General features: G+C 62.7%; 28 protein-coding genes and 1 riboswitch. Of the genes, 13 read left to right on the forward strand and 15 right to left on the reverse strand.

Going from position 1 to position 21,233, the window contains the following annotated elements:
- Positions 1 to 124: 124 nt before the first annotated feature.
- The gene (locus M729_RS01000000134600) at positions 125 to 3,121 is read left to right on the forward strand and encodes a tetratricopeptide repeat protein (protein WP_245267531.1); all 2,997 of its coding nucleotides are present in this window, start codon (positions 125 to 127) and stop codon (positions 3,119 to 3,121) included.
- 110 nt (positions 3,122 to 3,231) lie between these two features.
- Here the strand turns inward: M729_RS01000000134600 and M729_RS0103135 are convergent, their stop codons facing one another.
- From M729_RS0103135 to M729_RS0103150, 4 genes are all read right to left on the reverse strand, one after another.
- Positions 3,232 to 4,251, reverse strand: coding sequence for an ABC transporter substrate-binding protein (locus tag M729_RS0103135; protein WP_027160731.1), 1,020 nt, complete (start codon positions 4,249 to 4,251; stop codon positions 3,232 to 3,234).
- Positions 4,248 to 5,012, reverse strand: coding sequence for an ABC transporter ATP-binding protein (locus tag M729_RS0103140; RefSeq protein ID WP_024501582.1), 765 nt, complete (start codon positions 5,010 to 5,012; stop codon positions 4,248 to 4,250). The genes M729_RS0103135 and M729_RS0103140 overlap by 4 nt, the downstream gene beginning before the upstream one ends.
- Positions 5,009 to 5,761, reverse strand: coding sequence for an ABC transporter permease (locus tag M729_RS0103145; protein WP_081714197.1), 753 nt, complete (start codon positions 5,759 to 5,761; stop codon positions 5,009 to 5,011). Before M729_RS0103145 ends, M729_RS0103140 begins: the two co-directional genes overlap by 4 nt.
- Before the next feature lie 104 nt (positions 5,762 to 5,865).
- Positions 5,866 to 6,474, reverse strand: coding sequence for a YkoF family thiamine/hydroxymethylpyrimidine-binding protein (locus tag M729_RS0103150; RefSeq protein ID WP_024501584.1), 609 nt, complete (start codon positions 6,472 to 6,474; stop codon positions 5,866 to 5,868).
- Positions 6,465 to 6,578, reverse strand: a riboswitch (TPP riboswitch). Its footprint overlaps the gene before it by 10 nt.
- A gap of 188 nt (positions 6,579 to 6,766) precedes the next feature.
- Here M729_RS0103150 and M729_RS0103155 point away from each other — a divergent pair.
- Together M729_RS0103155 and M729_RS0103160 are read left to right on the forward strand one after the other, a co-directional pair.
- Positions 6,767 to 7,090, forward strand: coding sequence for a hypothetical protein (locus M729_RS0103155; protein WP_027160732.1), 324 nt, complete (start codon positions 6,767 to 6,769; stop codon positions 7,088 to 7,090).
- 282 nt (positions 7,091 to 7,372) lie between these two features.
- Complete coding sequence (locus tag M729_RS0103160) at positions 7,373 to 8,476, forward strand: GSU2403 family nucleotidyltransferase fold protein (RefSeq protein WP_024501586.1); 1,104 nt, start codon at positions 7,373 to 7,375, stop codon at positions 8,474 to 8,476.
- Positions 8,477 to 8,553: 77 nt separating this feature from the next.
- On the opposite strand, the gene msrA is transcribed toward M729_RS0103160, so the two are convergent.
- Together msrA and M729_RS0103170 are read right to left on the reverse strand one after the other, a co-directional pair.
- Positions 8,554 to 9,072: a peptide-methionine (S)-S-oxide reductase MsrA gene (gene msrA / locus M729_RS0103165; protein WP_024501587.1), complete on the reverse strand. Its 519-nt coding sequence runs from the start codon at positions 9,070 to 9,072 to the stop codon at positions 8,554 to 8,556.
- An 82-nt stretch (positions 9,073 to 9,154) separates the two neighbouring features.
- Positions 9,155 to 10,702, reverse strand: a complete 1,548-nt coding sequence (locus M729_RS0103170) for a glycosyltransferase family 39 protein (protein ID WP_050596188.1) — start codon at positions 10,700 to 10,702, stop codon at positions 9,155 to 9,157.
- A 299-nt stretch (positions 10,703 to 11,001) separates the two neighbouring features.
- Between M729_RS0103170 and M729_RS0103175 the strand changes: the two genes are divergently transcribed.
- Positions 11,002 to 11,709, forward strand: coding sequence for a hypothetical protein (locus M729_RS0103175; RefSeq protein ID WP_013530791.1), 708 nt, complete (start codon positions 11,002 to 11,004; stop codon positions 11,707 to 11,709).
- 44 nt (positions 11,710 to 11,753) lie between these two features.
- Here the strand turns inward: M729_RS0103175 and M729_RS1000000136830 are convergent, their stop codons facing one another.
- The 5 genes from M729_RS1000000136830 to M729_RS0103195 all read right to left on the reverse strand — a co-directional run bounded on the left by M729_RS1000000136830 (position 11,754) and on the right by M729_RS0103195 (position 13,851).
- Complete coding sequence (locus tag M729_RS1000000136830) at positions 11,754 to 12,110, reverse strand: hypothetical protein (protein WP_245267532.1); 357 nt, start codon at positions 12,108 to 12,110, stop codon at positions 11,754 to 11,756.
- A 363-nt stretch (positions 12,111 to 12,473) separates the two neighbouring features.
- Positions 12,474 to 12,704 (reverse strand): hypothetical protein, encoded by a 231-nt coding sequence (locus M729_RS1000000139125; RefSeq protein WP_032807971.1) that lies wholly within the window; start codon positions 12,702 to 12,704, stop codon positions 12,474 to 12,476.
- Positions 12,655 to 13,080 carry a hypothetical protein gene (locus tag M729_RS01000000134610; protein WP_050596168.1) on the reverse strand — a complete coding sequence of 142 codons (426 nt, stop codon included), beginning with the start codon at positions 13,078 to 13,080 and terminating at the stop codon, positions 12,655 to 12,657. Before M729_RS01000000134610 ends, M729_RS1000000139125 begins: the two co-directional genes overlap by 50 nt.
- Positions 13,073 to 13,486, reverse strand: coding sequence for a hypothetical protein (locus M729_RS0103190; protein ID WP_027160734.1), 414 nt, complete (start codon positions 13,484 to 13,486; stop codon positions 13,073 to 13,075). Before M729_RS0103190 ends, M729_RS01000000134610 begins: the two co-directional genes overlap by 8 nt.
- Before the next feature lie 173 nt (positions 13,487 to 13,659).
- Complete coding sequence (locus M729_RS0103195) at positions 13,660 to 13,851, reverse strand: hypothetical protein (RefSeq protein ID WP_027160735.1); 192 nt, start codon at positions 13,849 to 13,851, stop codon at positions 13,660 to 13,662.
- 365 nt (positions 13,852 to 14,216) lie between these two features.
- Between M729_RS0103195 and M729_RS0103200 the strand changes: the two genes are divergently transcribed.
- Together M729_RS0103200 and M729_RS0103205 are read left to right on the forward strand one after the other, a co-directional pair.
- Positions 14,217 to 14,486, forward strand: a complete 270-nt coding sequence (locus M729_RS0103200) for a hypothetical protein (RefSeq protein ID WP_027160736.1) — start codon at positions 14,217 to 14,219, stop codon at positions 14,484 to 14,486.
- A 73-nt stretch (positions 14,487 to 14,559) separates the two neighbouring features.
- Positions 14,560 to 14,865, forward strand: a complete 306-nt coding sequence (locus M729_RS0103205; RefSeq protein ID WP_013530780.1) for a hypothetical protein — start codon at positions 14,560 to 14,562, stop codon at positions 14,863 to 14,865.
- Positions 14,866 to 14,917: 52 nt separating this feature from the next.
- On the opposite strand, the gene M729_RS0103210 is transcribed toward M729_RS0103205, so the two are convergent.
- Positions 14,918 to 15,346, reverse strand: a complete 429-nt coding sequence (locus M729_RS0103210; protein ID WP_027160737.1) for a DoxX family protein — start codon at positions 15,344 to 15,346, stop codon at positions 14,918 to 14,920.
- Positions 15,347 to 15,544: 198 nt separating this feature from the next.
- Here M729_RS0103210 and M729_RS1000000139650 point away from each other — a divergent pair, with 198 nt between their 5' ends.
- The 5 genes from M729_RS1000000139650 (at position 15,545) to M729_RS0103235 (ending at position 17,614) form a co-directional block, all read left to right on the forward strand.
- Positions 15,545 to 15,673 (forward strand): hypothetical protein, encoded by a 129-nt coding sequence (locus M729_RS1000000139650; RefSeq protein WP_280940151.1) that lies wholly within the window; start codon positions 15,545 to 15,547, stop codon positions 15,671 to 15,673.
- A gap of 555 nt (positions 15,674 to 16,228) precedes the next feature.
- Positions 16,229 to 16,408 (forward strand): DUF3606 domain-containing protein, encoded by a 180-nt coding sequence (locus M729_RS0103220; RefSeq protein ID WP_013530777.1) that lies wholly within the window; start codon positions 16,229 to 16,231, stop codon positions 16,406 to 16,408.
- Between the two features lie 171 nt (positions 16,409 to 16,579).
- A complete protein-coding gene (locus M729_RS0103225) occupies positions 16,580 to 17,023 on the forward strand; it encodes a GFA family protein (RefSeq protein WP_013530776.1) in 444 nt (147 codons plus the stop codon).
- A 94-nt stretch (positions 17,024 to 17,117) separates the two neighbouring features.
- Positions 17,118 to 17,354 carry a DUF982 domain-containing protein gene (locus M729_RS0103230; protein WP_013530775.1) on the forward strand — a complete coding sequence of 79 codons (237 nt, stop codon included), beginning with the start codon at positions 17,118 to 17,120 and terminating at the stop codon, positions 17,352 to 17,354.
- A gap of 14 nt (positions 17,355 to 17,368) precedes the next feature.
- Entirely contained in the window at positions 17,369 to 17,614 is a 246-nt protein-coding gene (locus M729_RS0103235) for a DUF982 domain-containing protein (protein WP_027160738.1), read from the forward strand.
- Positions 17,615 to 17,652: 38 nt separating this feature from the next.
- Here the strand turns inward: M729_RS0103235 and M729_RS1000000139655 are convergent, their stop codons facing one another.
- Positions 17,653 to 17,787 carry a hypothetical protein gene (locus tag M729_RS1000000139655; RefSeq protein WP_263484935.1) on the reverse strand — a complete coding sequence of 45 codons (135 nt, stop codon included), beginning with the start codon at positions 17,785 to 17,787 and terminating at the stop codon, positions 17,653 to 17,655.
- Positions 17,788 to 17,878: 91 nt separating this feature from the next.
- Positions 17,879 to 18,187 carry a hypothetical protein gene (locus tag M729_RS0103245; RefSeq protein WP_013530773.1) on the reverse strand — a complete coding sequence of 103 codons (309 nt, stop codon included), beginning with the start codon at positions 18,185 to 18,187 and terminating at the stop codon, positions 17,879 to 17,881.
- Positions 18,188 to 18,333: 146 nt separating this feature from the next.
- Here M729_RS0103245 and M729_RS01000000134615 point away from each other — a divergent pair, with 146 nt between their 5' ends.
- Positions 18,334 to 19,272, forward strand: coding sequence for an alpha/beta hydrolase (locus tag M729_RS01000000134615; protein WP_050596189.1), 939 nt, complete (start codon positions 18,334 to 18,336; stop codon positions 19,270 to 19,272).
- 5 nt (positions 19,273 to 19,277) lie between these two features.
- Here the strand turns inward: M729_RS01000000134615 and M729_RS0103255 are convergent, their stop codons facing one another.
- A complete protein-coding gene (locus tag M729_RS0103255) occupies positions 19,278 to 20,345 on the reverse strand; it encodes a PAS domain S-box protein (RefSeq protein WP_013530772.1) in 1,068 nt (355 codons plus the stop codon).
- A gap of 545 nt (positions 20,346 to 20,890) precedes the next feature.
- On the opposite strand from M729_RS0103255, the gene M729_RS0103265 reads away from it, so the two are divergent.
- Entirely contained in the window at positions 20,891 to 21,181 is a 291-nt protein-coding gene (locus M729_RS0103265) for a hypothetical protein (protein WP_013530770.1), read from the forward strand.
- Positions 21,182 to 21,233 lie beyond the last annotated feature (52 nt).

Consider the following 21,233-nt stretch of genomic DNA (forward strand, 5'->3'; position numbering starts at 1 on the left):
GGTCCGGCTGGCTGGGCTTGCTGGCATTCTCGCCCTGAACACCGCAGCGTTTGCGGATACGACAAAGCCCCAGACTGCCGTTTCGAATAGGGCGGCCACTGAAGACACGCTGGCAGCAAAGGCCTTGGAGTCTACTGACCCTAGCGCCCTGGAAGCGATCCTGGGCGGTGACGCCTTCCTGGATATGGGCAAATACGACCAGGCGATCGGCGCCTATGCCCAGGCGATCGCGCTTGATCCGAACAACCGGTTTGCCTATTTCGGCCGAGGAAAGGCCTGGGCTGCCAAACGGGCTTACGAGCAGGCGATCGACGACTACGACAAGGTCATCGAACTAGCCCCCAATTTCGCTGCGGCCTATTTTCGCCGGGGCCTCGCCAAGATCACACTTGACGATATCGATGGTGCTCTCGCCGATTGCGACCGAGCAGCCACGCTCGCTCCGAAGGCCCGCGACGCACACTTCTGCAAGGGCATTGTGTGGCAAGCGAAGGGCGACCCTGGCCGCGCGCTCGCCGCTTATTCCATGGCGATCAAGATCGATCCGAAGGACGATGCCAGCTATTACGGGCGCGGCATGGCGCGGGCCGGCAGCAGAGACTATGACGGCGCCATTGCCGATTTCGACGAGGCGATCAAGCTCGATCCGGGCAATGCGGATTATCTCGTCAGCCGCAAGGCGGCGGTGGCGGCAAGAGCCGAACTGCAACTCGGCGCCGAATCTGCGGTCCCGCAGGCCGACAATGATACTCAGCCCGATGCCAAGCTCTCGGTCGCCGATATGGCGGAACTCATTCAGGCGACCGACCCGCGCATTCTGGCCGCGGTGCGACACGGCGACAGCCTGCTGGATGCCGGCAAGTATGACCAGGCAATCGGCGCGTATGGCAAGGCGATCGCGCTCGACCCGGACAGCCCCCTCGCCTACTTCGGCCGCGGCAAAGCCTGGGACGCCAAGCGCGTCTATGATCGGGCGACCACCGACCATGACCGGGTGATCAAGCTCCTCCCGAATATGGTCTCCGCCTATGTTCGCCGGGGTATGGCCAAGGCCACCTCCGAGGACGCCGAAGGTGCTCTTGCCGACTGCGGCCGAGCCGCTGCGCTCGATCCGAAAGTGGTGGATGCATATTTCTGTATGGGCATGGCCTGGCACGTCAAAGGCGATAGCGAGCGAGCGATTGCAGCCTATTCGGCGGCGATCGGGATCGATGCGAAGGATGCCCCCAGCTATTACGCACGCGGCATAGAACGGGCCGACGGCAAGGATTATAGCGGCGCCATTGCCGACTTCGACCAGGCGATAAGGCTCTATCCGGGCAATCCGGACTACGCGGTCGCCCGCATGGCGGCCGCGGCCGCCCTGAAGAAGGGCGGCACCGCGCCAGATGCCGTCGGCTCGGATCCCATGGCCCTCAAGGCTTTCATGGATCGTGGCGACGCACTCTACAGCAAGCGGAAATACGATCTCGCCATTGCCGAATATAGCCGCGCGATCGCGCTCGATCCAAGGAAGGCTGCCGCCTATGTCGGGCGAGGACTGTCGCGCGTCGAAAAGGGTGACTATGATGGCGCCATCGACGACTACGGCAAGGTGATCGAGCTCTATCCGACCTATTTCGACGCCTATTTCGGCCGCGCCGTTGCCTGGGGCAAGAAGGATCGATTCGATCCCGCCCTCGCCGATTACAATCGTGCGATCGAACTTGATAGCAGCTATGCGCCCGTTTATTACGGGCGTGGCAGCACTTGGTTCGCCAAAGGCGACTACGATCGAGCCATCGCCGACTTCGACCAGGCGCTCAAGCTCGATCCAAAGCTGGGCGCCGCACGCAAAGGCCGCAAAGCGGCGGTAGCGGCGAAGGCGAACACTCCCGCGCCCGCACCCGCCGGTCAGCTTCGAAACAAGGTTGCTGAAGAGGCCATCGGGGCGGGTGCGATCTGGCGCTCTCAAAATCAGTTCGACCGTGCCATCGAACAATACAACATCGCGGTTGCCGCCGACCCATCCAATGCCCGCGCCTACAGTTTACGCGGCTTCACCTTCTCGCTGAAGGGCGATCCCGACCGGGCAATGGCGGATCACGACAAGGCACTGGAACTCGACCCCAATTTGATCGACAGCTATTTCTACCGTGCCTTGCTTTGGCAGCAGAAAGGCGACATCGACCGCGCCATCGCGGATCTGAGCACGATCATTTCGCTACAACCGAACAATGCGGACGCCTATCTACTGCGCAGCCGCGGCTGGGCCGCCAAACATGATTGCGATCGCATCATTGCCGATTCCACAAAGGCAATCGGCCTTCGGCCGACCGACGCGGAAGCTTGGTACAATCGTGGTTTCTGCTGGAATAAGAAGGGGAAATACGACCGCGCCATCGCCGATCTCGATGAGGTCCTGCGCCTCGATCCGAACTTTACCAATGCCCGCGAGGAGCGCGATGCTGCGGCAGCAGCCAGTTCAACTTCCGGTCCGGCCGCATCGAGCAACGCTGCTCCGGGAGCCGCCCAGGCGTTTTTCAACAAGGGTCGAGCGTTGCATGATAAGCGCGACTATGACGGCGCCATTGTACAGTTCGACAAAGCGGTTGCACTCGATCCCGCGTTCCATGACGCCTATTTCGCCCGCGCCTTGGCCTGGAATGCCAGACAGGACTACGATCGCTCCATCGCCGATTACAGCAGGGCGATCGCGCTCGATCCGAATTTTGCCCCGACCTATTACGGACGCGCTCAGAATTATACCTTGAAAGAAGACTACGAGCGGGCACTTGCCGACTACGACAGGGCCATCGACCTCGCCCCCGCCGAAGCCAAGGTCTATGCCGATCGCGGTCTCGTTCGGATGGGGAATCATGATGACGCCGACGCCTATAGCGATTTCGAAAAGGCGCTCAGCCTCGATCGCAACAACGTTTATGGTTACTACGGCAGAGGGGTGATCCGGACAACCAGGTCAGACTATGACGGGGCCATTGCCGACCTCAGCAAGGCGATCAAGCTCGATCCCAATTTTGTCGGTCTCTACGAGGCACGGAGTCGGGCCTGGGACGCCAAGGGCAACCACAAACGGGCCGCGGCCGACCGCAAGAAAGCGCGCAGGCTCGGTGCGAAATGAGGGCGCGGTCTATTGACCGCCGGGCCGACTACTTTGCAAAAAAATTGCGTCACAATTGGTGGCGACGCCTACTTCCTTGCGGAGCCGGCCACGGTCCACACCGAGGACGCCTAGGCTAGAAATTCGTTGTTGAAATAACTCGCGAAATCAGGGCGTTGCGCCAGAATTTTGCCGTCGGGATCGCGCAAGATGCCGGAGGCGAAAAGATAGTCGCCGATCGCTTCCATCTTAGCCGGATCCATCGTCCCGATGGCGCCGCTTTGGCTGCGTAGATAATGGTCGTCGGCCAATGCCTTCAGCGAGGCGTGGATCAGCGCCGGATTGGTCAACGCATCCTTGTTTGCAGCGATCAGCAGGGTTGCCGCATCGTCGGGGTGGTCGACAGCGAACTGGTAGCCGCGCCGCGTCGCCTGAACGAAGTCGGCCGCAGGCTTGGGATTGGCCTGGAGATAGGCTTCGCTCGAAGAGATCAGTGTCGTGTGCTCGTCAGGCACGCCATAATCGGCATAGACGAAGCTGCGCTGCTTGACGCCCTTGAGCTCGGCTTCGACACCCTCCCACGTCGAGACTTCAAGCGTGAAATCGACCGACCCATTGGCCAGCGCCTCATAGGCTGAGGTGCCGAGCGTCACCGTCTCGAAATTGCCCTTGCCGCCGTCGTGGCGGATGATGGTCGATATCAGCGCGTTTTCCCAGGCACTGCCGAAGCCGCCATAGATCAAGCCGTCGAGGCTTCTCGGGCTTACGATCTCGTTGCGTGCCGCATTGAAGACCACGCGGCCGGTTTCGGACTGCACCACCGCATAGACGCCCTTCAGGTCCGCTCCGGCGGTTCTCTGGGTGAACAGGCTGATGGTGCCGTTGATGCCGAAATCGGCGACGCGATTTGCAACCAGCGTGCCCGCACCGGTATCGCTGTAAGGCAGGATGTCGACCTCGAGCCCGGCCTCGCGATAGAAGCCCTTGTCGCGGGCGACGAACAGTCCGATGTGGTTGGTGTTGACCGTCCAGTCGAGGGCAACGGTGACCTTTTGTGCCGATTGTGCTTGGGCTCGCCCCGATCCGGCAACGAGCGGAAGGCCTGTGGCAAGCGTGAGCAGCAAGGCCTGCCGGCGCGTCAAGTCAGTCATGGTCGTGTCCTTTTGGATGGGTTGGGGTTGAGGATGATGTCGAGGATTTCGGCCTCGAGCGCGCTTGCCTGCCGTGCGGCTTGGCCGCCAAGGCTGCGCGGGCGCGGGAGCGGCACCTTGATTTCACGCACGATGCGGGCCGGGCGCGCCGACAGCACATAGACGCGGTCGGACAGGAACACGGCTTCGCGCACGTCATGGGTGATCAGCAGCGCCGTCCAGCGGTGATGCCGCCACATCTGTTCGAGCCAGCGCTGCATGGCGGTGCGGGTCAGTGCATCGAGCGCGCCGAACGGCTCGTCGAGCAGCAGCATGTCGCGCTGCTGCACCACGGTGCGCAGCAGGGCCGCGCGCTGGCGCATGCCGCCCGAGAGCTGCCCGGGGAAATGTCGCTCGAAGCCGGCAAGCCCGAACTCGGCAAACAGCGGCGCGACGCGCGCCCGCGCCGCCTTGCGCCTGATGCCTTGCACTTCGAGTCCAAGCGTCGCGTTGTCGAGGATGCGCCGCCAAGGCATCAGCGCATCACGCTGCGGCATGAAGGCAAAGCGCTTGCCGTGGTCATCGAGCGGCTCGCCGTCGAAGAACATCTCGCCCTCGCCATGCTCGGCGCCGGTCAGAAGCTGGAACAGCGTCGATTTTCCGGCGCCCGAAGGTCCAAGGATCGAGACGAATTCACCGGCGCCGACGCTGAGCGAAATATCGGCCAGCACGTCGAGCCCGCCGAACGCCTTGCGCACATGCCGCAGCTCGAGCCGGTTCATCGCCGCGGCCCCTTCCCTGCGATTGCCTTGTCGGCTCGCTCCCAGGGCATGGCCAGGCGCTGCAGCAGCACAGTCAACCCGAACAGGACAAGTGTCAGCGCGGCGCTGACACCGACGGCGGCCAGCACCAAATCGGGGCGGAAATTGTTCTTGGCGTTGAGCATGTATATGCCCAGCCCCTTCGCGGCACCGGCATATTCGGCGAAGATGGCGCCGACCACGGCATAAGTGATGGAGATCCTGAGGCCAGCAAAGAAGTAAGGCAGTGCTGAAGGCAGCCGCGCCAGCACGAAGATGCGCCGGCGCCCTGCTCCCATGGCGCGCAGCATTTGGCCGATCTCGGCCTCGGTCGACTCATAGCCCTCGACCAGTGCGACCAGCATCGGAAAGAAGGTGACCAGCGCCACCAGCATGATCTTGGGCGCCAGTCCGAAGCCGAACCACAGCACCACCAGCGGCGCGATCGCCACCAGCGGCAAGGTCTGGCTGACGATGAAGACGGGAACCAACGCGCGGCGCAGCGGCTGGAAGAAGTCGACCAGCATCGACAGCGCAAAAGCGGCGCTGAGCGAACAGGCAAAGCCGAGTAGCGTGGCGCGGATGGTCGGAACGGCGTTGTTGGCCAACGCCTCGCGATTGAGCATCGCTTGCTCGAGGACGCGCGACGGCGCCGGCAATATCGTCGGCTTGATGCCGGAATAGGTGGCATAAAGCTCCCACGCCAGCAGGAGCAACCCGACCGAGACCATGGCCGGCACTGCCTTGGCAAGAAGGCTCGCGATCCGGCGCGAAGCGACTGACGATGAGACCACGGGAGATAACCTTTGACGGCCGCGCGGAAGCGGCGGCAGCTTCAGACAGCCGACGGGCTGTTGGCCGAGACCGTGACGTCGAGAGTTACGTGGCCGGCGCCTGGTCCGAAGCGACAGAAGGCCTCGTCCAGCGCCGAAAAGATCGCACCGGCATCACCGCGCAATTTCGTGCAGAAATGCTTGGAACGCTCATAGACGCCGGACTGCTTGAGAAAGTCGATGCAGCCGTAAATCTCGTCCATGTGGTCGTCGGTGCCCATCACATAGAGCGAGAACTGCGCGGCCGCCGGCTGGCCGGTGACAGCAGCATTGCGCACCGCCGCGATGGCCGCATCCCTGCGCGGGCCGAGTGGCCCGACCGGCCCACCAAGTGCATCGGAGCGGCAGATCGGATCGTCCGGCTCGCCAGGGCAGCCGCGCGAGATGGTGGCGGACAACACGCAATGTTTGCCGCTGCGTGCCGCCGCCACGAAGAGGTCGCGCATGGCAGGAAACAGCACTTCGGGCGGCCCGACCAGCAAGGTCGAGATGTCGTCGGTCTCGATCCTGAGCTTGTCGCGCCAGGGATCGAGCGCGCCAAGCCCGCCAAGGATGACACCGACGAAATCGTCGGTCATGGGATATAGGGAAATCTGTGCGCCTGAAAACACCGCCCGCCTCGCTCCGCTGGTATTACCCAGATCAGCTTCTAGGGTCTGTGGGCTTGCCGCCCCCGTCTCAGCCCCGACCGTACGGAGCACCCCTGTGGATGTGCGCCTTAAAGCATCATTCGGGTTGAAGGGAAAGCCGTTTTTCAGCACACTGCGCCAAAAGGATTGCGCCAGTCGTGGTGCGCCTGAGCGGAATTTTGTCGGGAACCTTCACTGCCGCGACCGGTTGTCCCCATAGTCGCGATGCGATCACCTTCGTAAGAATGAGCGACGAGTTCACAGAAATGGAGACATGAAAATCCTCGCAGCTTCGGCTCTCACCATTGGCCTGGCGACATCAGCCATGGCGCAAAGTGCTGACGATAACGGTGCAAACGGAGGCGGCAGCGGCAAATCGGTGACGGTTGAGCCGAACACGCCGGCTTCACCCAATACGGTCGAGCCGGACACTGTGGACCCGGGCATAACCAACAGCACGACCGGCATGCCCGATGGCATGAATTCCAACGCGGATGAAAACTGCCCGGCCGGTCCGCAGGGCGCACAGCCAGATGCCAACGGCACCTCGCCGGGCACGGCTTCGCCGACAGTCAACGACAACCATTGCGGCAAGTAAGTTGTCGCCAATTGGAGCGAAAACCCGCGGAGCGAATGCTCCGCGGGTTTTCGGCGCATCGTTAATCGCCGGACAGCGTCTGACGGCCGGTATGCGCATGCCGCAGGAAATCGACGCAGGCGCGCACCGCTGGCGGTGTATGGCGCTGCTTCTGATAACAGGTCGGGCGATTATAAGGTTTTCGCAATTTTCTTATAACCACTTGAAACCAGGAGCAGAAGCGCGCAGTTATAAGAGAACTGCAAATTTCTTATAACGCAAAGACCCTGGTCGGACGCCGCCATGAAATCGATCGATATTGCTTATCGCACTCTGTTCGCTGAACTCGTGCAACGAAGCCTGGATGCCTCGTTCCAAACTGACTTCTCGACGGCAGGCAATTTCGTACGGGTTCCGGTAAAAGGCCGCGACTACTGGTATTTCGAGGAGACCAGACCGAAGACGACAAGACGATATGTCGGTCCGGCCGACGATCCCGAGATCGCAAAACGCGTCGCCGCCTTCAGGGAAATCAAGAGCGATCTGAAAAGCCGTCGTAAGCTCGTATCGACGCTTGTTCGCGAGGCCGGGTTGATGGAGCCGGAAAAATTTACCGGCGATATCGTCGAAGCTCTTGGCAAGGCCGGGTTTTTCCGCTTGCGGGGCGTACTTGTCGGCACGGTCGCATTCCAGACCTACGCCGGATATCTGGGCGTAAGGCTGCCGGGGGTAGCGCTACAGACAGGCGATGCCGACTTTGCCCAATTTCACTCGGTCTCCGTCGAAGTGGGCGACAGTCTGCCACCGATCATGAATGTGCTGCGCGATATCGATCCGTCGTTTCGCGAAATTCCGCACCGAACGGATGCCAATCGCACGACCCAGTTCGAAAACGCTTCCCGCTACAAGGTCGAATTCCTGACCCCAAATCGGGGTAGCGACGACTACGCCGACCACGCGAGCGCGATGCCGTCGCTGGGCGGCGCATCGGCACAACCCTTGCGGTTCCTGGATTTTCTGATCCGCGAACCCGTAAGAACCGTCTTGTTGCATCGATCCGGAGTCCCGGTACTGGTCCCCTCACCCGAGCGATATGCCGTCCACAAACTGATTGTCGCCTCTCTTCGCCAAGCGAATGCAAACGGCGCGGCAAAACGGGAAAAAGATGTTCTTCAGGCAAGCTTGCTGGTCGAGGCGATGGCAACTGCCCGCCGGCAAGATGATCTCGCCGTGGTGTTCTCCGAAGCTTGGAATCGCGGTGCCAGCTGGCGCGATGCAATCCAACGAGGTCTTCGTTTACTCGATCCCGATCGGCAAGACACGGTCGAGACAATCGTTCGAAGGGCACTTTCGGATATTGGTGAAGAGCTCGATGGCTTCACCGACGCGACAAGGCGCGCTGACTGAAGGTGTTTGGGATGCGATGATGCCGCTCGACGACTCCATCGAGCGGCAATGCATGGCAGGACCGGAAGCTGTGAGCCCTACGAAACAGCCTTCTCACGAACCGGCAGCTTCCAGCCTGGCCTGACGAAGTGGCAGGTGTATCCGTTGGGATATTTCTCCAGATAGTCCTGATGCTCGGGCTCGGCTTCCCAGAAGGGGCCAACGGGTGCGACTTCGGTGACGACCTTGCCCGGCCACAGGCCCGAGGCATCGACATCGGCGATCGTGTCCTCGGCGATGCGCTTCTGTTCGTCGCTGGTGTAATAGATCGCCGAGCGATAACTCGTCCCGACATCGTTGCCCTGGCGGTTGCGGGTCGTCGGATCGTGGATCTGGAAAAAGCGTTCCAGCAGCGTGCGATAGCTTATGATGGCCGGATCGAAATTGATCTCGATGGCTTCGGCATGGGTGCCGTGGTTGCGGTAGGTGGCGTTGGGCACGTCGCCGCCGCTGTAGCCGACACGGGTGGAGATGACGCCGGGATAGCGCCGTATCAAATCCTGCATACCCCAGAAGCAGCCACCGGCAAGGACTGCGCGTTCGGTCGAAGTCGCCATATCACGTCTCCTCAAAGGCAAGTTTGTCTGGACATAGATGGGCATTGTCACCTGCTTCGTCCAGCGGACCGGCGGATCTGCTTCAGTTGCTCGGTCGGGCGAGGCCGTCGATAGCACCCGGCAACTGCCGCGCGCCAGGCGGAATGGCGGCGAAGCTGATCGCCACCGGCGGTGCCTTGAGCGACCAGTCGAAAAGAACGATTTTGACCGGGATGTCGCCCACCCACGCCTGCAGATAAGATGGCACATCGCGCCCGGGCCAGACCAGCAATATGCCATGCTCGCGCAGCCGCTCCTTGGTGATCCAGGGGGCGTACTGCATGTTCAGTTCGGTGAAGATCGACGGCTTGTCATAGGCATTGAGGCCCGCCAGCGGCGCAATAAGGGCATGGCCGCCGACGATGTCGAGCCGATCGGGCGTCGCAGCGTGCCAGACAGCCTCTGCCTCATCCGAGATCTTTTGCGCCGGCCAGCAGACGGCGTCCATGCGCCCACGCAGATTGCATTTCGTCCAGCGGATGCCCGCATAGGCACCGGATATGCCGACAATGGAGATGAGCGCGCAGATCGCCAGCTTTCGCATCTCGATGGCGCCGAGGCGATGGCCCAGCAAGGCGAGCGCCACAACGCCAGCAAGATTGTACATCGGCGCGCCCCAGGCCTCGCCGGCGCCGGTGAACAGGGACGCCACCATGACGAGGATCGCCGGGCCAACCCCCATCCACAAGAGATAGACCAGCGTGCCGCGCCCGACGGGCTTTTGCGGCGCGGGCGAGCGCCGCAGCAGCCCTGATATCGCCAGCACCAGAAGAAAGCCGCAGAGCCCGGCCATCTGGACGCCGATATAATAAAAGCGGGAGCGATGGGCCACCACCCACTGATCGCGCCAGGCGGCATAGGTCAGCGGCAGGAAATCGACGCGGCAGAGTTCGGCGGCCAGTGGAGCGGCGACAGCGCCGAAAACCGCGAGCCCAAGCCATGGCCAGGGCGTGGCGAGCCGACTGCGTGCGCGTGTGTCCGACAGCAGCCAGATCGCCCCGAAAAGCAATAATAAGCCGGTGGAAAGCTTGGCATAGAGCCCGACGCCCGACACCAGCCCGAGCGCCAGCCACCAGCCCGGCCCACCACCACGGCCCGCACGCCACAACAGCCAGCAGATAGCGGCCCAGAAGGGCATCTGCGCGTAGTCATGATTGAACTGTGGGGTCGGCCAGCCGAAGAAATAGAGCGACGGCATCAGAAGCACGGCGGCCAGCGCGCGGGTTCGCCCGAGCATGTCGCGGGCCAGCAGATAGACTAGCACGAAAGTGGCCGAGATCGTTAGCTGAGCCACGAGATATTGCGGCCAGCGGAACGATCCGGTCAGAAGATGGCTGATCTCGAGCAGCCAGCCGGGAAGCTGTGGATGCTTGTAGGTCAACAGCACCCATTCGCGGCCCCACATGAAGCCTTCGACGACATCGTTGGGCGGTGACACGTCGACAAGCGCGGGCGCCACGGTCCAGCACAGGATCTGTGTCAGGCATAAAAGCGCTAGGCCGGCTTCTGGATAGCGCGTCAGCCCCTGCCAGATCGACGACTGCCGCCAGTCGCCTGGAACAGAACTGCCGACCGGCAGCCAACCGTTCATGGGTTCGTCGATTCGCGTCATACGGTGGATAAATCACACCGGACGGTTTTTGGAACAGCCCAGAACTCGAAGCTTACGAAAATGTATACTTGGGTGACCATGGCAAAACCAAGATTGAGGCAGAGTTTCGCGCCACCATGCCGCCTCTCTCATCATCACATGCCAGCAGGACAACAATGGAACACGCCGTCCCGGAGCGCCCTGAACATGCCGGGCACGGCGCATCGGGCGTGATCGCGGCAGGCGTCGCCTACGCCTGACCGGTTCCCGTCCCCAAAAAAGCATCCAGGATTTGATAAATGCGCCACCACCATGCCATCATCCACTACCGTGCGCTCGATTTCTGGATGGCCCGTGCGGCCGTTCTCGTCATCATCTGCCTGCAGCTTCTGGTCATCAACAATCTCTCATTCGGGCCGCGCTGGCTAGCGCCCGCGCTGGAGGCCGCTCTGCTGCTGCCCTTGTCGGTGGCCACCGCCTGGACACAGGCCGCCACCCGCAAGGCGGTCGAGGACCACGAGTGGCATGCGATCGGCCAATTTCGGGTCATGATCCGCAGAACAGCCCTGACCATGACCGCCATCATCAGCATCATGAACTGCGGTTCGCTGGTCCTGCTGGTGCGTGCCTTGCTGGAGGGCCATGCCGGCAACAGCGGCACGACGCTGCTGATCGACGCACTCAACATCTGGGTCACCAACGTCATCGTCTTTGCCTTGTGGTTCTGGAGCACCGACCGCGGCGGCCCGCCGACCTGCGGCCTCGTCAAGCTTGCGCAGGCCGATTTCCTGTTCGCGCAGATGACGTTGAACGACCGTGACCTCCGAGATTGGCTGCCCGGTTTCGTCGATTATTTCTTCCTCGCCTTCACCAATGCGACAGCGTTTTCACCCACCGATACCTTGCCCCTTTCCCAGCGCGCCAAGCTGCTGATGATGGCCGAGGCCATGATCTCGCTGCTGACCATCGCGCTGGTCGCGGCACGCGCGGTCAACATTCTCGCTTGATCGGCCCGACACGCGAAATAGCCCGCCCGGCGCACCGGAACGGGCTATTTTGGGTTGCCTTCGACAGTTGAAATGCAGCGCCGGACTAGTGGCGCTTGCCCAGCCTGTAGCTGTTGCCGCCCAGCAGGTTCACGCCGAGCCCGCTCAGAACGCCACCGACGATGCCGGTCTTGTTGCCGTTTAGAATGCCTGAGACGACATTGCCGCTCAGGATGTTTGTTGCCGCTGAGCACGTCGTTCAGCGCGGTGATCTTGCCAAGGTCGATGGACGGCGAAACATTGATCAGGCTGCTCGAATTGCCTCCCCAGCCGCCCGAACCTCCGCACCCACAACCTGCCTCGGCGGCTCCAACGGACGATGCAACTGCAACAGCGGCGAAAATAACAGTGAACTTGTTCATGAAAGCTACTCCCGTTTGATGATGGAGATGGCTTCCGTCTTCTGTGGTCTACCTCTTGCTTAACAATATATGAACACTTCATCCGCTCAAGTCTTTATCTAGTTTCGGTGCTTCAATCAAAAATTAACAATAATCATTATGCATAACCGACATGATTAACTTGCTTATCACAACGGACGACGACGAGACCGGTCAACTCGAATGCCGCTCAGCAATGGCCGATCGGAAATGCAAAAAAGCCCGCCCCGGCGTGAGCCGAAGCGGGCAGCGGTCGGTCCTGGAAATGAGAGCCACGCCGCGCCAGGTCCACCTGTCTCGGTAATTCCGTCAGGCAGCAGCCAACAGACGACGCGGTGCCAACAGCTACTCCTCCACCCCCGGTTTGAATCTCCGCACCACAAACTCGAACAGCACGTCCGAAATCCACATCGCACAGACGCCGATCAGGAAGGCGGCCGCCAGCGTGGTGGTGTCGTCGGCGGGATCGGGCATCGGCAGGCCGGCGATCCTGGCGTAGGAAACCGCCGGCAGCGTCAGATACGGTCTATAGGCCGCCAGTTGATTGGTCCGGCGCCGTCTGTCCAGTTCGGCCATCAGCGCCAGATATTCCGTCTTCACGGACATCGCCGGGCTCTTCGAGGAACGGCTTGACGACGGCCTCGAGGGCGCGGATGCGGCTGCGGATTTCGTCATCGCTCAGGCCGTCCATTTGGTTGATCTTGGCATCGAAATCCTTGGGCAGCACCGACAGCACGATCTTCAGATACTGGTCCGGCTTGTCGGCCCGCACTTCGGCGATGACGCCGGCGCCATGTGTACGGAAATCGGCGCGCACGGCGGCCAGGAAATCGTCGCCCAGTGTTTTCTTGGCGCGCTTGCGGGGCGGCTTCTGTGTCGTGGCCGGTTTGGCGGCGGGCCTGCGTCTCGCCGGCTTGCGGCGCGTCGGCCCGGTTGCGGTTTTATCAGTCATGGACCTGGTCCATGGCGCTGGCACCGGCAGCGGAAACCATTTCGGCCTTGGGCGCCGCCGGTCCGGGCCGGCTGGCTCGCTTCTTCGAGCGAACCGTTTTCCTCTTTGCCTTCTTGGCGCGCTTCGGCCCTGTCGCCTGGGCGGGATTCGCCCCACCGACAGGCTTTGCCACACCGGCCCGCGCCTTGAGCCGCGCCATGACGAGACCGACAAGGGGTCCGGCAATGCCGGCCTGCGAAAAACAAAAGCCGCCGGCCGCATCCCGCACCATGCCGATCTTTATGCCGGGTGCGACCTGCTCGACACGCCCCAGGCGTGGCTGCGGTGCGGCGCCTTCGAATTCGCCGATGGCGCTGACGATTTCCTGGCCGTCAGCATCGGTGATGATGGTGGCGTAGCGGGTCATGGGTCGTCTCTCGGATTGCGAAATGAGTCATCGGGCGAAGGATGGCATTCCTTGGCGCCCCCCTCTGTCCCGCCGACATGTCTAGCCCAGAAACAAAAAACCCGCCTCGGCGGCGGGTCGTTGGCGCAACTCAGCACCATGGGCAAAAATGTAGCATAGCTGCACTCACCCCGTCAACCGTTTTCTGAGAAAAAATTCCTAATTCGGTCGAACCCGGCCGCATCCCGCACCACGCCGATCTTTACGCCGGGTGCGACCTGCTCGACACGTCCCAGGCACGGCTGCGGCGCAGTGCCTTCGAATTCGCCGATGGCGCTGACGATTTCCTGGCCGTCAGCATCGGTGATCGTGGCGTAGCGGGTCATGGGTGTCTCTCGGATCGCGAAATGAGTCATCGGGCGAAGGATGGCATTCGTTGGCGCCCCCGCTGTCCCGCCGACGTTTCCATGTGGCGCAAATGAAACCGGTCCAGAAACAAAAAACCCGCCTCGGCGGCGGGTCGTTGGCGCAACTCAGCACCATGGGCAAAAATGTAGCATAGCTGCACTCACCCCGTCAACCACTTTCTGAGAAAAAATTCCTAATCTGGTCGAAACTCCCGCGCTGAGCGACGCTGGCAAAGCGCGTAAAACCCTGCTTTTGCCGGCGGCTGGTCATAAGCCGGCAGGTGTGAAATCATTCGTCGAAGCTCATGGAATGATTCCCGTCGCACGGCCTTGTGGAGAGGACGATGGACAGACCAGCCATGGCATCCGTGTTCAGGATGCGGCATGCACCAGCCACGGTTTCCGGGGTGCGCAGCACCGGCCAGGGTCAGGCCGATCCAGTCATCCGCGTGCGTTCGCTGGGCGAAGCCATCCGTTTCGTCGCCAACGCCTACCCCCAATACGACGTCGGCGCCGTCGCCATCAGCTGTGGGGATGTTTCGATCGGCAGCCTCGGCAACCTGGAGGTCAAGGCGCTGTGGCGCGAATATGGCGAACGGCTGACGCAGGAATAGGCGTTCGCCCGCAGCCTTTCTGGAGCGGAAATGCCGCTCGTGCGTTTCAACCCCAGCCACGGGAGCAATCGCCATGAATGTCGCCAACCTGCAACTCGAAGGCCTGTTGATGGCCGTCGCCTCGATCAATCGTCTCCTGGTTCAAAAGGGGGTGCTGACGGCGGAGGAAATCGACCTGGCCCTGCGCAAGACCGAGGCCGGCGAAACCAACGAGGAACGATCCGAAGGTATGTCCGCATCCAGCCGCGACGCCGTCAACTTTCCGATCCGGCTGCTGGAACTCGCCAACCAGTGCCAGCCGGAGGCGGAGCTGCCGTCCTTCTCCAAGCTGGCCCGCATGGTCGGCAAGATTAAGGAACCCTACAACGACCAGCTGTGAGCGGTGCCGGGCCCGGCGCGCGTCCTTCGCGCGGTGGCCGACCGGCCTCGCCTCAAGCCCTGCCCGGCCATCCCAAACTGAGCGAAAGCACCTTGCCCGCTCCATGCACCGCCGCAAACAGCAGTCCGGCCAAGAACGAAAAATGGTCGATGAAGAAGCCGAACTCGGCCTGGTTGCCGGCCCAGTGGCTGGGTCCGTGGAAGGCAAGGGCCAGGAACAGCACATAGGCGGCGGCCACCAGGGCCGCCTGCGTGAAGAAGGCGCCGGTCAGGAAGCAGAGCACCAGCGCGACTTCCAGGATCGCCGCGCACCAGGCCAGAAACAGCGGAAACGGAAAGCCGGCGGCGGCGATATAGCCGGCGGTGGCCGCCATGCCCATGAATTTGAACGTCACCGCCATCAGGAAGACGCCGGCGAAAATCAGCCGGGCGATGAGAAGGGCCGCGGTCTGCCACGGCGATTGAGTGATTTGCGACGACATGCTCGTTCTCCAGCTTTGCAGGTTGCTCGCTCCTAGGACGCGCGACGGACGCCAGATCCGACACACCAGGCCAATTTTTCTCGACAGGGCGCTTGCCGCGGGTCGAAGCAGGCTTCGAAGCCTCACACCGACGGCAAGGAGCGATTTTTGGTTTGCCGGCCGACGGTATAGTGTTGCTCCCTCAAAGGGGGAACGGACATGGCCAAGGCATTGACCATCGGCGCACCGCGGCATCCGGCGATGAGCACCGCCTACGAACAGGAATGCAGGGATATGCTGGCTCCGCATCTCGATGCCCTGCTCCACAAGGTCGAGGCTGCCGGCTGAGACCGCGGGCAGGCCGCCTCGGCGCTCATGTATCTCGCCGCGATGCGGCTGAAGCCGGCCTGACGACACGCCGGCCCGAACAGCTTTCCGGCGCATCGCGCGATTGAAACTTGTTGGTAATCACGAATGTGATATTGTTAGCCGGGGCTAATGCAGCGGTCTGCCGGTGCAGCAATTTTGGGTGGGCTGAAATTTGCGAACAAGCGTCAGGTTTGGGGCGATACCTCGTGGCGTGGGGTCGGCGACGCTGGAATGCAGCGGCTGCGGCGGCGCTGGCCAGGTCTTCCAATGTCCGCGCTGGACGAGTTCCAACGGCCATTGTTGCCCTGCCGGCACCCACCGGCGCGGCTGCCCCGGCCTCAGCGCGGCATGCTCCGAATGTGACGGCGACCACGCTGCCGACGCCGACCCGATGCGGCCATCGGCCTGATACAGGCCGGTTGCAGCCTAGCCGTGTCGCCTGGTGGAACCGGCGGCGCCGATCTGTGTTATGTCGTGTTGATCGCGGGCGCCGAAGGTTGCGCGTTTCCCCGACAACAGAAAGCGAGGCCTGAGATGGCTGACGACAAGTCGAAGACGAAACAGGACCGCAAGCAGGTCTCGGGCGAAGAGCCCTACGAGGTTGCCGCCTTTGCCCGCAAATACGGCATTCCGCCAAGCGAGGCACAGACCATCATCAAGCGCTACGGACCCTCGCGCAAGAAGCTCGACGCCCATATGGCGGCCCGCGGCTAGCCGAAACCATTTCGCCTGGGCTGCGTTGAAGACGCTGCGGGCCGTGTCAACCGGGCCTGGTGGTACGGTGAACAGGATGTCTTTTTCCCGGTTTCTCATCCTGGCCAACGAAACGGCAGACGAGCATCTGTCCCACCCGGCCCGCAGCGCCACGCATTGAGGGAGGTTGTCATGTCCGACACCATACGCAGGACCGGCAGCTGCCTGTGCGGTGGCGTGCAGTTCGAGGTTCACGGCGCGCCGCTGCGCGTCGGCCTGTGCCATTGCAAGGATTGCCGCAAGGCCGGCGGTTCGGTCTATTCGGCCTTTGCCATCTGGCCGCGCGAGGCCTTCGAGACCACCGGCCTCGTCAGCTCCTATGGCACGCGCAGCTTTTGCCCGACATGCGGCGGCCGCGTCGCCTGGGTCGACGACAACGAGGCCGAGGTGGCAATCGGCAGCCTCGACATCGCGCCGACCGATCTCGTGCCCGAATATGAATTGTGGACCTCCAGGCGCGAGACCTGGCTGCACGCTTTGCCCGGCGCCGAACAGTTCGAGCATGACCGCCCAGCGGCGTACAACGCCGAAGCGCCGACGCCGAGATCGCTGTCGGACATCGACGCAGAGATTTGATCTCCGGGCAAGGGAACCCTGCCCTGCCGCCGACGTTACCGGACGCCTCTCACGCATGTCGCCCGGCGACTTGCGGCAATCATGGAGACGACCGTTGAACGACAAGATGTTTCCCCGCCCCATCAGGCTGAAATTCGCGCCTGAGCGCGAGCGCATCGTCCGCAGCGCCTGGGAAGGCCTGGAATGCCTCGGCGACTGGCCGGCTGGCCAGGGACGGCGCTACCGGGCGGCGTTGCGCAGCTGCCGCGATGCGCTGGATGGCTGGACGCCGCCGGAAAAAGCGATGCGGGCGGTGATCGACGCCGCGCGCGAAGCAAAACTCCTGCAGTAGTTGGAAAACAGGACATGTCCGAGCTCATTTTGCCCACACCAATGCGGATCAAGCCGCATGGCTCGGACACGATCCGCGACGTCGCCACGCTCAGGGATGCCAGCGAAATCCTGATCGATTGGCCGCAGGCCAAGCGCGGCCCGTTCTACCAGGCGGCGCGCGAGAAGGTCGAAGCCGCATTGGAAACCCAGACAGGCGCCGCCGAGGCGCAGGAAGCGTTCGCAGCGCTCTGCAGCCACGCCGGCGTCTTGGTGCGGTAGGTGTCAAAGGAAGCAGACGTCGTGCCTCGCCTGCTTTGTCATTTCGTTGGAAGCTCGCCCTGGACAATCGGCTGAGAGGTTTCGAATCCAAAGCTCTTCGGCACCAGAAGAATCAATGCAATCACGATGGCGATCGATGCAAGCAACGTGGCTGTGGCTGCAATATCTCTCACGATAATCTCTCCAAGTTCCAAGTCGTGAGAAAAACGCTCCCGAGAAAACGAGGTTCCATTAGCTTGTGCGATAATACCAGTGAGCCGGCGTTTATTGCTTCGGCGGCTGGGGTGGAACTTCACCCGGCTTGATCACCGGCGTCTTGCCTTCGTCGGGGGCCGGCGCCGCCATGCCCTGGTCTCCCGTCGGGGGCGGTTTCAGCACGCCGCCGCAGTCGTTGAGCTTCGCGGTCAAATTGCCGTCATCGGCTTGCTTTTCAGGCTGCTGTTTTGCCTCTTGCCCGGTCTGAGCCCTGCATTTGTCGGCCTGCGGCGCCTGGCTGTCGTTCTGCTGCTGGGCTGCGGCCGGCACTGCCAGCGCCAGCATAAGGCCGAATGGCATGATGGCGAGAGTTCTCATCACTGCCTCCTTCTTTCTTTCACGGTCGCCTGCGGCGGCCTTCCCTTCACAGGGACAACGCCTGTCGACGAAAAAGGTTGGCCGCGTCGCCGGGCGGCATTGCAACCAAACCCGTTCGCCGGCCGTTGCGCGTGCCGGAGGCGGTCATGTTCGAAGGTTTTCAAGGCGCGGAAATCGACACCGGCGATGCCGGCATATTCTGCCTGCGTGCCGGGACCGGGCCGCCATTGCTGTTGCTGCACGGCTTTCCGCAGACGCATCTGATGTGGCGCGACATCGCGCCGGCTCTGGCCAGCCGGTTCAGCGTCGTCTGCGCCGATTTGCGCGGCTATGGCGGCAGCTCCTGTCCGGCGTCCACTCCGGACCACGCACCCTATGCCAAGCGCGCCATGGCGGACGATTTGGTGAGGCTGATGGAGAAGCTGGGTTTCAGCAGCTTGATGGTCGCCGGCCATGATCGCGGCGGGCGTGTCGCCTACCGCATGGCGCTCGACCATCCGGGCAGCATCGACAGGCTCGCCGTTCTCGACATCGTGCCGACCGCCGATGCCTGGGACCGCGCCGACGCCAGGCTGGCGCTGGGCTATTGGCCATGGTCGCTGCTGGCGCAGCCCGAGCCATTGCCCGAAAAGATCCTGTCCGGCGCCGCCGAGGCGATCGTCGACAATGCGCTCAACGGCTGGGGCTCACAGCCATCGGCGTTTCCAGCCGAAGTGCGTCAGGCCTATGTCGAGGCCCTGCGTGCGCCTGCCCACGCCCATGCCATCTGCGAGGAATATCGGGCGGCAGCCACGCTCGACCGCGAGCATGACCATGCCGACAAGGCAGCCGGCCGGCGCATCCGCTGCCCGCTGCTGGCGCTATGGAGCGGTCAGGGCGCGTTGGCGGATTGGTATGCCGGCGAAGGCGGACCACTGGCGCTGTGGCGCGGCTGGGCTGAGGATGTGCGCGGCCAGGCGATGCCGGGTGGACACTTCTTCCCCGAGGAGGACCCGGCGCGGACGGCCGATCTGCTGGCCGGCTTCTTCGGCGAAACCAGTCACGGCATCTCCGTGCGATCGGAGTCACCTTCGCCCTCCCCTTGATGGGCTCAGGACGTTTCGGTTTCAGGCAGGTCGGCGCCCAACTGCGGAACGATGATCGAATCCAGCGGCGCCGTCAGCGACCAGCTGAGATGGCCCGGGCTGCGATCCAGCACCGCCAAGCCGTTCAGCGATTGCGGCGCGACCCGTTGCAGGACGACGGTGCCGAAACCCTTGCGCGTGCTTTCGTCTTGCCGCCCCCCGGGCCGCTCTCCCTCACGCACCGGCATCGTCTCGTCCCAGAGCAGATGGATTTCCAGCTTGTCCGAAGCGCCTTCGACGATCCGCCAGGTGATCTCCAGCCGCCCGGCCTCGCTCGCCAGCGCGCCATATTTGGAAGAGTTGGTGCCGAGTTCATGAAACGCCATGCCGAGATTTTGCACGGCATTCGGCTGCAGGGTCAAAAGCGGTCCGGAAAGCGATACCCGCGCCTCGTGACCGAACGGCTTGAGCTGCTCCTGGGCAAGGTCGAAGAGGCTGGCGCCGGCCCATTCCGAGTTCACCAGCAGATCGTGCGACCGCGACAGCGCCATGATGCGGGAACGGATCATCTCCTCGAACTCGCGCGGATCGGTCGAGCGTTTGCTGGTCTCCCGGATCATCGAGAGGATCACCGCGAACTGGTTCTTGACGCGATGGTTCACCTCGCGGAGCAAAAGCCTGATCCGGCGCTCGCTCTCCTTGCTGGCGGTGATGTCGCGGGCGATCTTCGATGCGCCGATGATCTCGCCGGACGCGTTCCTGATCGGCGAAATGGTCAGCGACACGGCGATGAGGCCGCCATCCTTGCGCCGGCGGATCGTCTCATAGCTGGCCAGGAGTTCGCCCTTGCGAACCCGGCTGATGATGTCGGTCTCTTCATCCTTGAGATGATCGGGGATGAGCATGAGCACGGAGCGGCCGACGGCCTCTTCGGCGGTGTAGCCGAACATGCGTTGCGCCGCCGCGTTCCAACTGGTGATGATGCTGTTCAGGTCCTTGCTGACGATGGCGTCGAAGGACGAATCGACAATCGCCGCCAGCCGAGCGTGGGCAGTGATTTCGAGCAGGCTATCGACGCTTGCCAATTCTGTCATTGCCCCGTCGTGGCCCCACCTTGCCGCCTCCCGCCAGCGTCTGCGTGAGGATTCCCCTCCTGCCAGAAATGCCTGACCGGGCATTTTGGTTGCAGTCGGTGCGCAACATTCCGCATTTGCGGTCGCGGACACGCATGTCACGATAATGCCCGGCCCTCCATCTCGGCAATGCCTCTGCGGCCGTAAATGCCGATCCAGTCGAGCTGCTGTAAGCCCGGTGACCGCTTCGCCCTGTCCGTCTTATCGGCCTGCTTTTTCGGAGCCAGCGTCGTTGGGCGGCGCAACGGGCACTGCATCGGCGTCGGGATTCCTTTGTGGACAGTCCTCGTAGCTGTGGTCGCGCCCGCCGCAGAAGGAACAGCACATGGCCTCGCGATCCCCGCTTCCGGGCCGCCATTGCGGAGTTTTGTAGGGCTTCCTGCCATCCATCCCCAGCAATGCACGACGGACCATTTGGTTGCGCTGCCACAGACGGCGAGCCGGCGGTTGCGGAACCACCCGGCGGGATGCGAGTTTCGGCCGATATGTCCATTCGAGGAACAGCCATGCCAATGCGCCGAATTGCCTTGACGGCAGCGATCCTGCTGGCCGCGACCGGCCTCGCCGAAGCCAGGCCCGACACCCGCACGATGAGTTGCGACCAGCTCCGGCAACTGCTCCAAAGCCGCCATGCCGTGGTGCTGACCACAGGCCCCAACACCTATGACCGCTATGTCAGGCAGTTCGGCAACGAATGCGACTGGCCGGAGGTGCCGATGTCGGCCTATGTCCCGACCCGTGACGGCAGCTGCCCGGTCTACCGCTGCGAGGAACCTGTCACCAACTTTCCGGACTGACACCGCGCTTCCAATCGGCTTTGCCGCCGCAGTGCGTTGATCCCGGCGCGCG

This window comes from Mesorhizobium sp. WSM1293, from assembly GCF_000513875.1.
Classification (GTDB): domain Bacteria; phylum Pseudomonadota; class Alphaproteobacteria; order Rhizobiales; family Rhizobiaceae; genus Mesorhizobium; species Mesorhizobium ciceri.

Excerpts from the sequence above, each read along its gene's own strand:
- M729_RS0103135 (WP_027160731.1), bottom strand. The coding sequence starts at position 4,251 with ATGACTGACTTGACGCGCCGGCAGGCCTTGCTGCTCACGCTTGCCACA.
- M729_RS0103140 (WP_024501582.1), bottom strand. The coding sequence starts at position 5,012 with ATGAACCGGCTCGAGCTGCGGCATGTGCGCAAGGCGTTCGGCGGGCTC.
- M729_RS0103145 (WP_081714197.1), bottom strand. The coding sequence starts at position 5,761 with ATGGTCTCGGTCGGGTTGCTCCTGCTGGCGTGGGAGCTTTATGCCACC.
- M729_RS0103155 (WP_027160732.1), top strand. The coding sequence starts at position 6,767 with ATGAAAATCCTCGCAGCTTCGGCTCTCACCATTGGCCTGGCGACATCA.
- M729_RS0103160 (WP_024501586.1), top strand. The coding sequence starts at position 7,373 with ATGAAATCGATCGATATTGCTTATCGCACTCTGTTCGCTGAACTCGTG.
- msrA (WP_024501587.1), bottom strand. The coding sequence starts at position 9,072 with ATGGCGACTTCGACCGAACGCGCAGTCCTTGCCGGTGGCTGCTTCTGG.
- M729_RS0103170 (WP_050596188.1), bottom strand. The coding sequence starts at position 10,702 with ATGAACGGTTGGCTGCCGGTCGGCAGTTCTGTTCCAGGCGACTGGCGG.
- M729_RS0103175 (WP_013530791.1), top strand. The coding sequence starts at position 11,002 with ATGCGCCACCACCATGCCATCATCCACTACCGTGCGCTCGATTTCTGG.
- M729_RS1000000136830 (WP_245267532.1), bottom strand. The coding sequence starts at position 12,110 with ATGAACAAGTTCACTGTTATTTTCGCCGCTGTTGCAGTTGCATCGTCC.
- M729_RS1000000139125 (WP_032807971.1), bottom strand. The coding sequence starts at position 12,704 with ATGGCCGAACTGGACAGACGGCGCCGGACCAATCAACTGGCGGCCTAT.
- M729_RS01000000134610 (WP_050596168.1), bottom strand. The coding sequence starts at position 13,080 with ATGACTGATAAAACCGCAACCGGGCCGACGCGCCGCAAGCCGGCGAGA.
- M729_RS0103190 (WP_027160734.1), bottom strand. The coding sequence starts at position 13,486 with ATGACCCGCTACGCCACCATCATCACCGATGCTGACGGCCAGGAAATC.
- M729_RS0103195 (WP_027160735.1), bottom strand. The coding sequence starts at position 13,851 with ATGACCCGCTACGCCACGATCACCGATGCTGACGGCCAGGAAATCGTC.
- M729_RS0103200 (WP_027160736.1), top strand. The coding sequence starts at position 14,217 with ATGGACAGACCAGCCATGGCATCCGTGTTCAGGATGCGGCATGCACCA.
- M729_RS0103205 (WP_013530780.1), top strand. The coding sequence starts at position 14,560 with ATGAATGTCGCCAACCTGCAACTCGAAGGCCTGTTGATGGCCGTCGCC.
- M729_RS0103210 (WP_027160737.1), bottom strand. The coding sequence starts at position 15,346 with ATGTCGTCGCAAATCACTCAATCGCCGTGGCAGACCGCGGCCCTTCTC.
- M729_RS1000000139650 (WP_280940151.1), top strand. The coding sequence starts at position 15,545 with ATGGCCAAGGCATTGACCATCGGCGCACCGCGGCATCCGGCGATGAGC.
- M729_RS0103220 (WP_013530777.1), top strand. The coding sequence starts at position 16,229 with ATGGCTGACGACAAGTCGAAGACGAAACAGGACCGCAAGCAGGTCTCG.
- M729_RS0103225 (WP_013530776.1), top strand. The coding sequence starts at position 16,580 with ATGTCCGACACCATACGCAGGACCGGCAGCTGCCTGTGCGGTGGCGTG.
- M729_RS0103235 (WP_027160738.1), top strand. The coding sequence starts at position 17,369 with ATGTCCGAGCTCATTTTGCCCACACCAATGCGGATCAAGCCGCATGGC.
- M729_RS0103245 (WP_013530773.1), bottom strand. The coding sequence starts at position 18,187 with ATGAGAACTCTCGCCATCATGCCATTCGGCCTTATGCTGGCGCTGGCA.
- M729_RS01000000134615 (WP_050596189.1), top strand. The coding sequence starts at position 18,334 with ATGTTCGAAGGTTTTCAAGGCGCGGAAATCGACACCGGCGATGCCGGC.
- M729_RS0103255 (WP_013530772.1), bottom strand. The coding sequence starts at position 20,345 with ATGACAGAATTGGCAAGCGTCGATAGCCTGCTCGAAATCACTGCCCAC.
- M729_RS0103265 (WP_013530770.1), top strand. The coding sequence starts at position 20,891 with ATGCCAATGCGCCGAATTGCCTTGACGGCAGCGATCCTGCTGGCCGCG.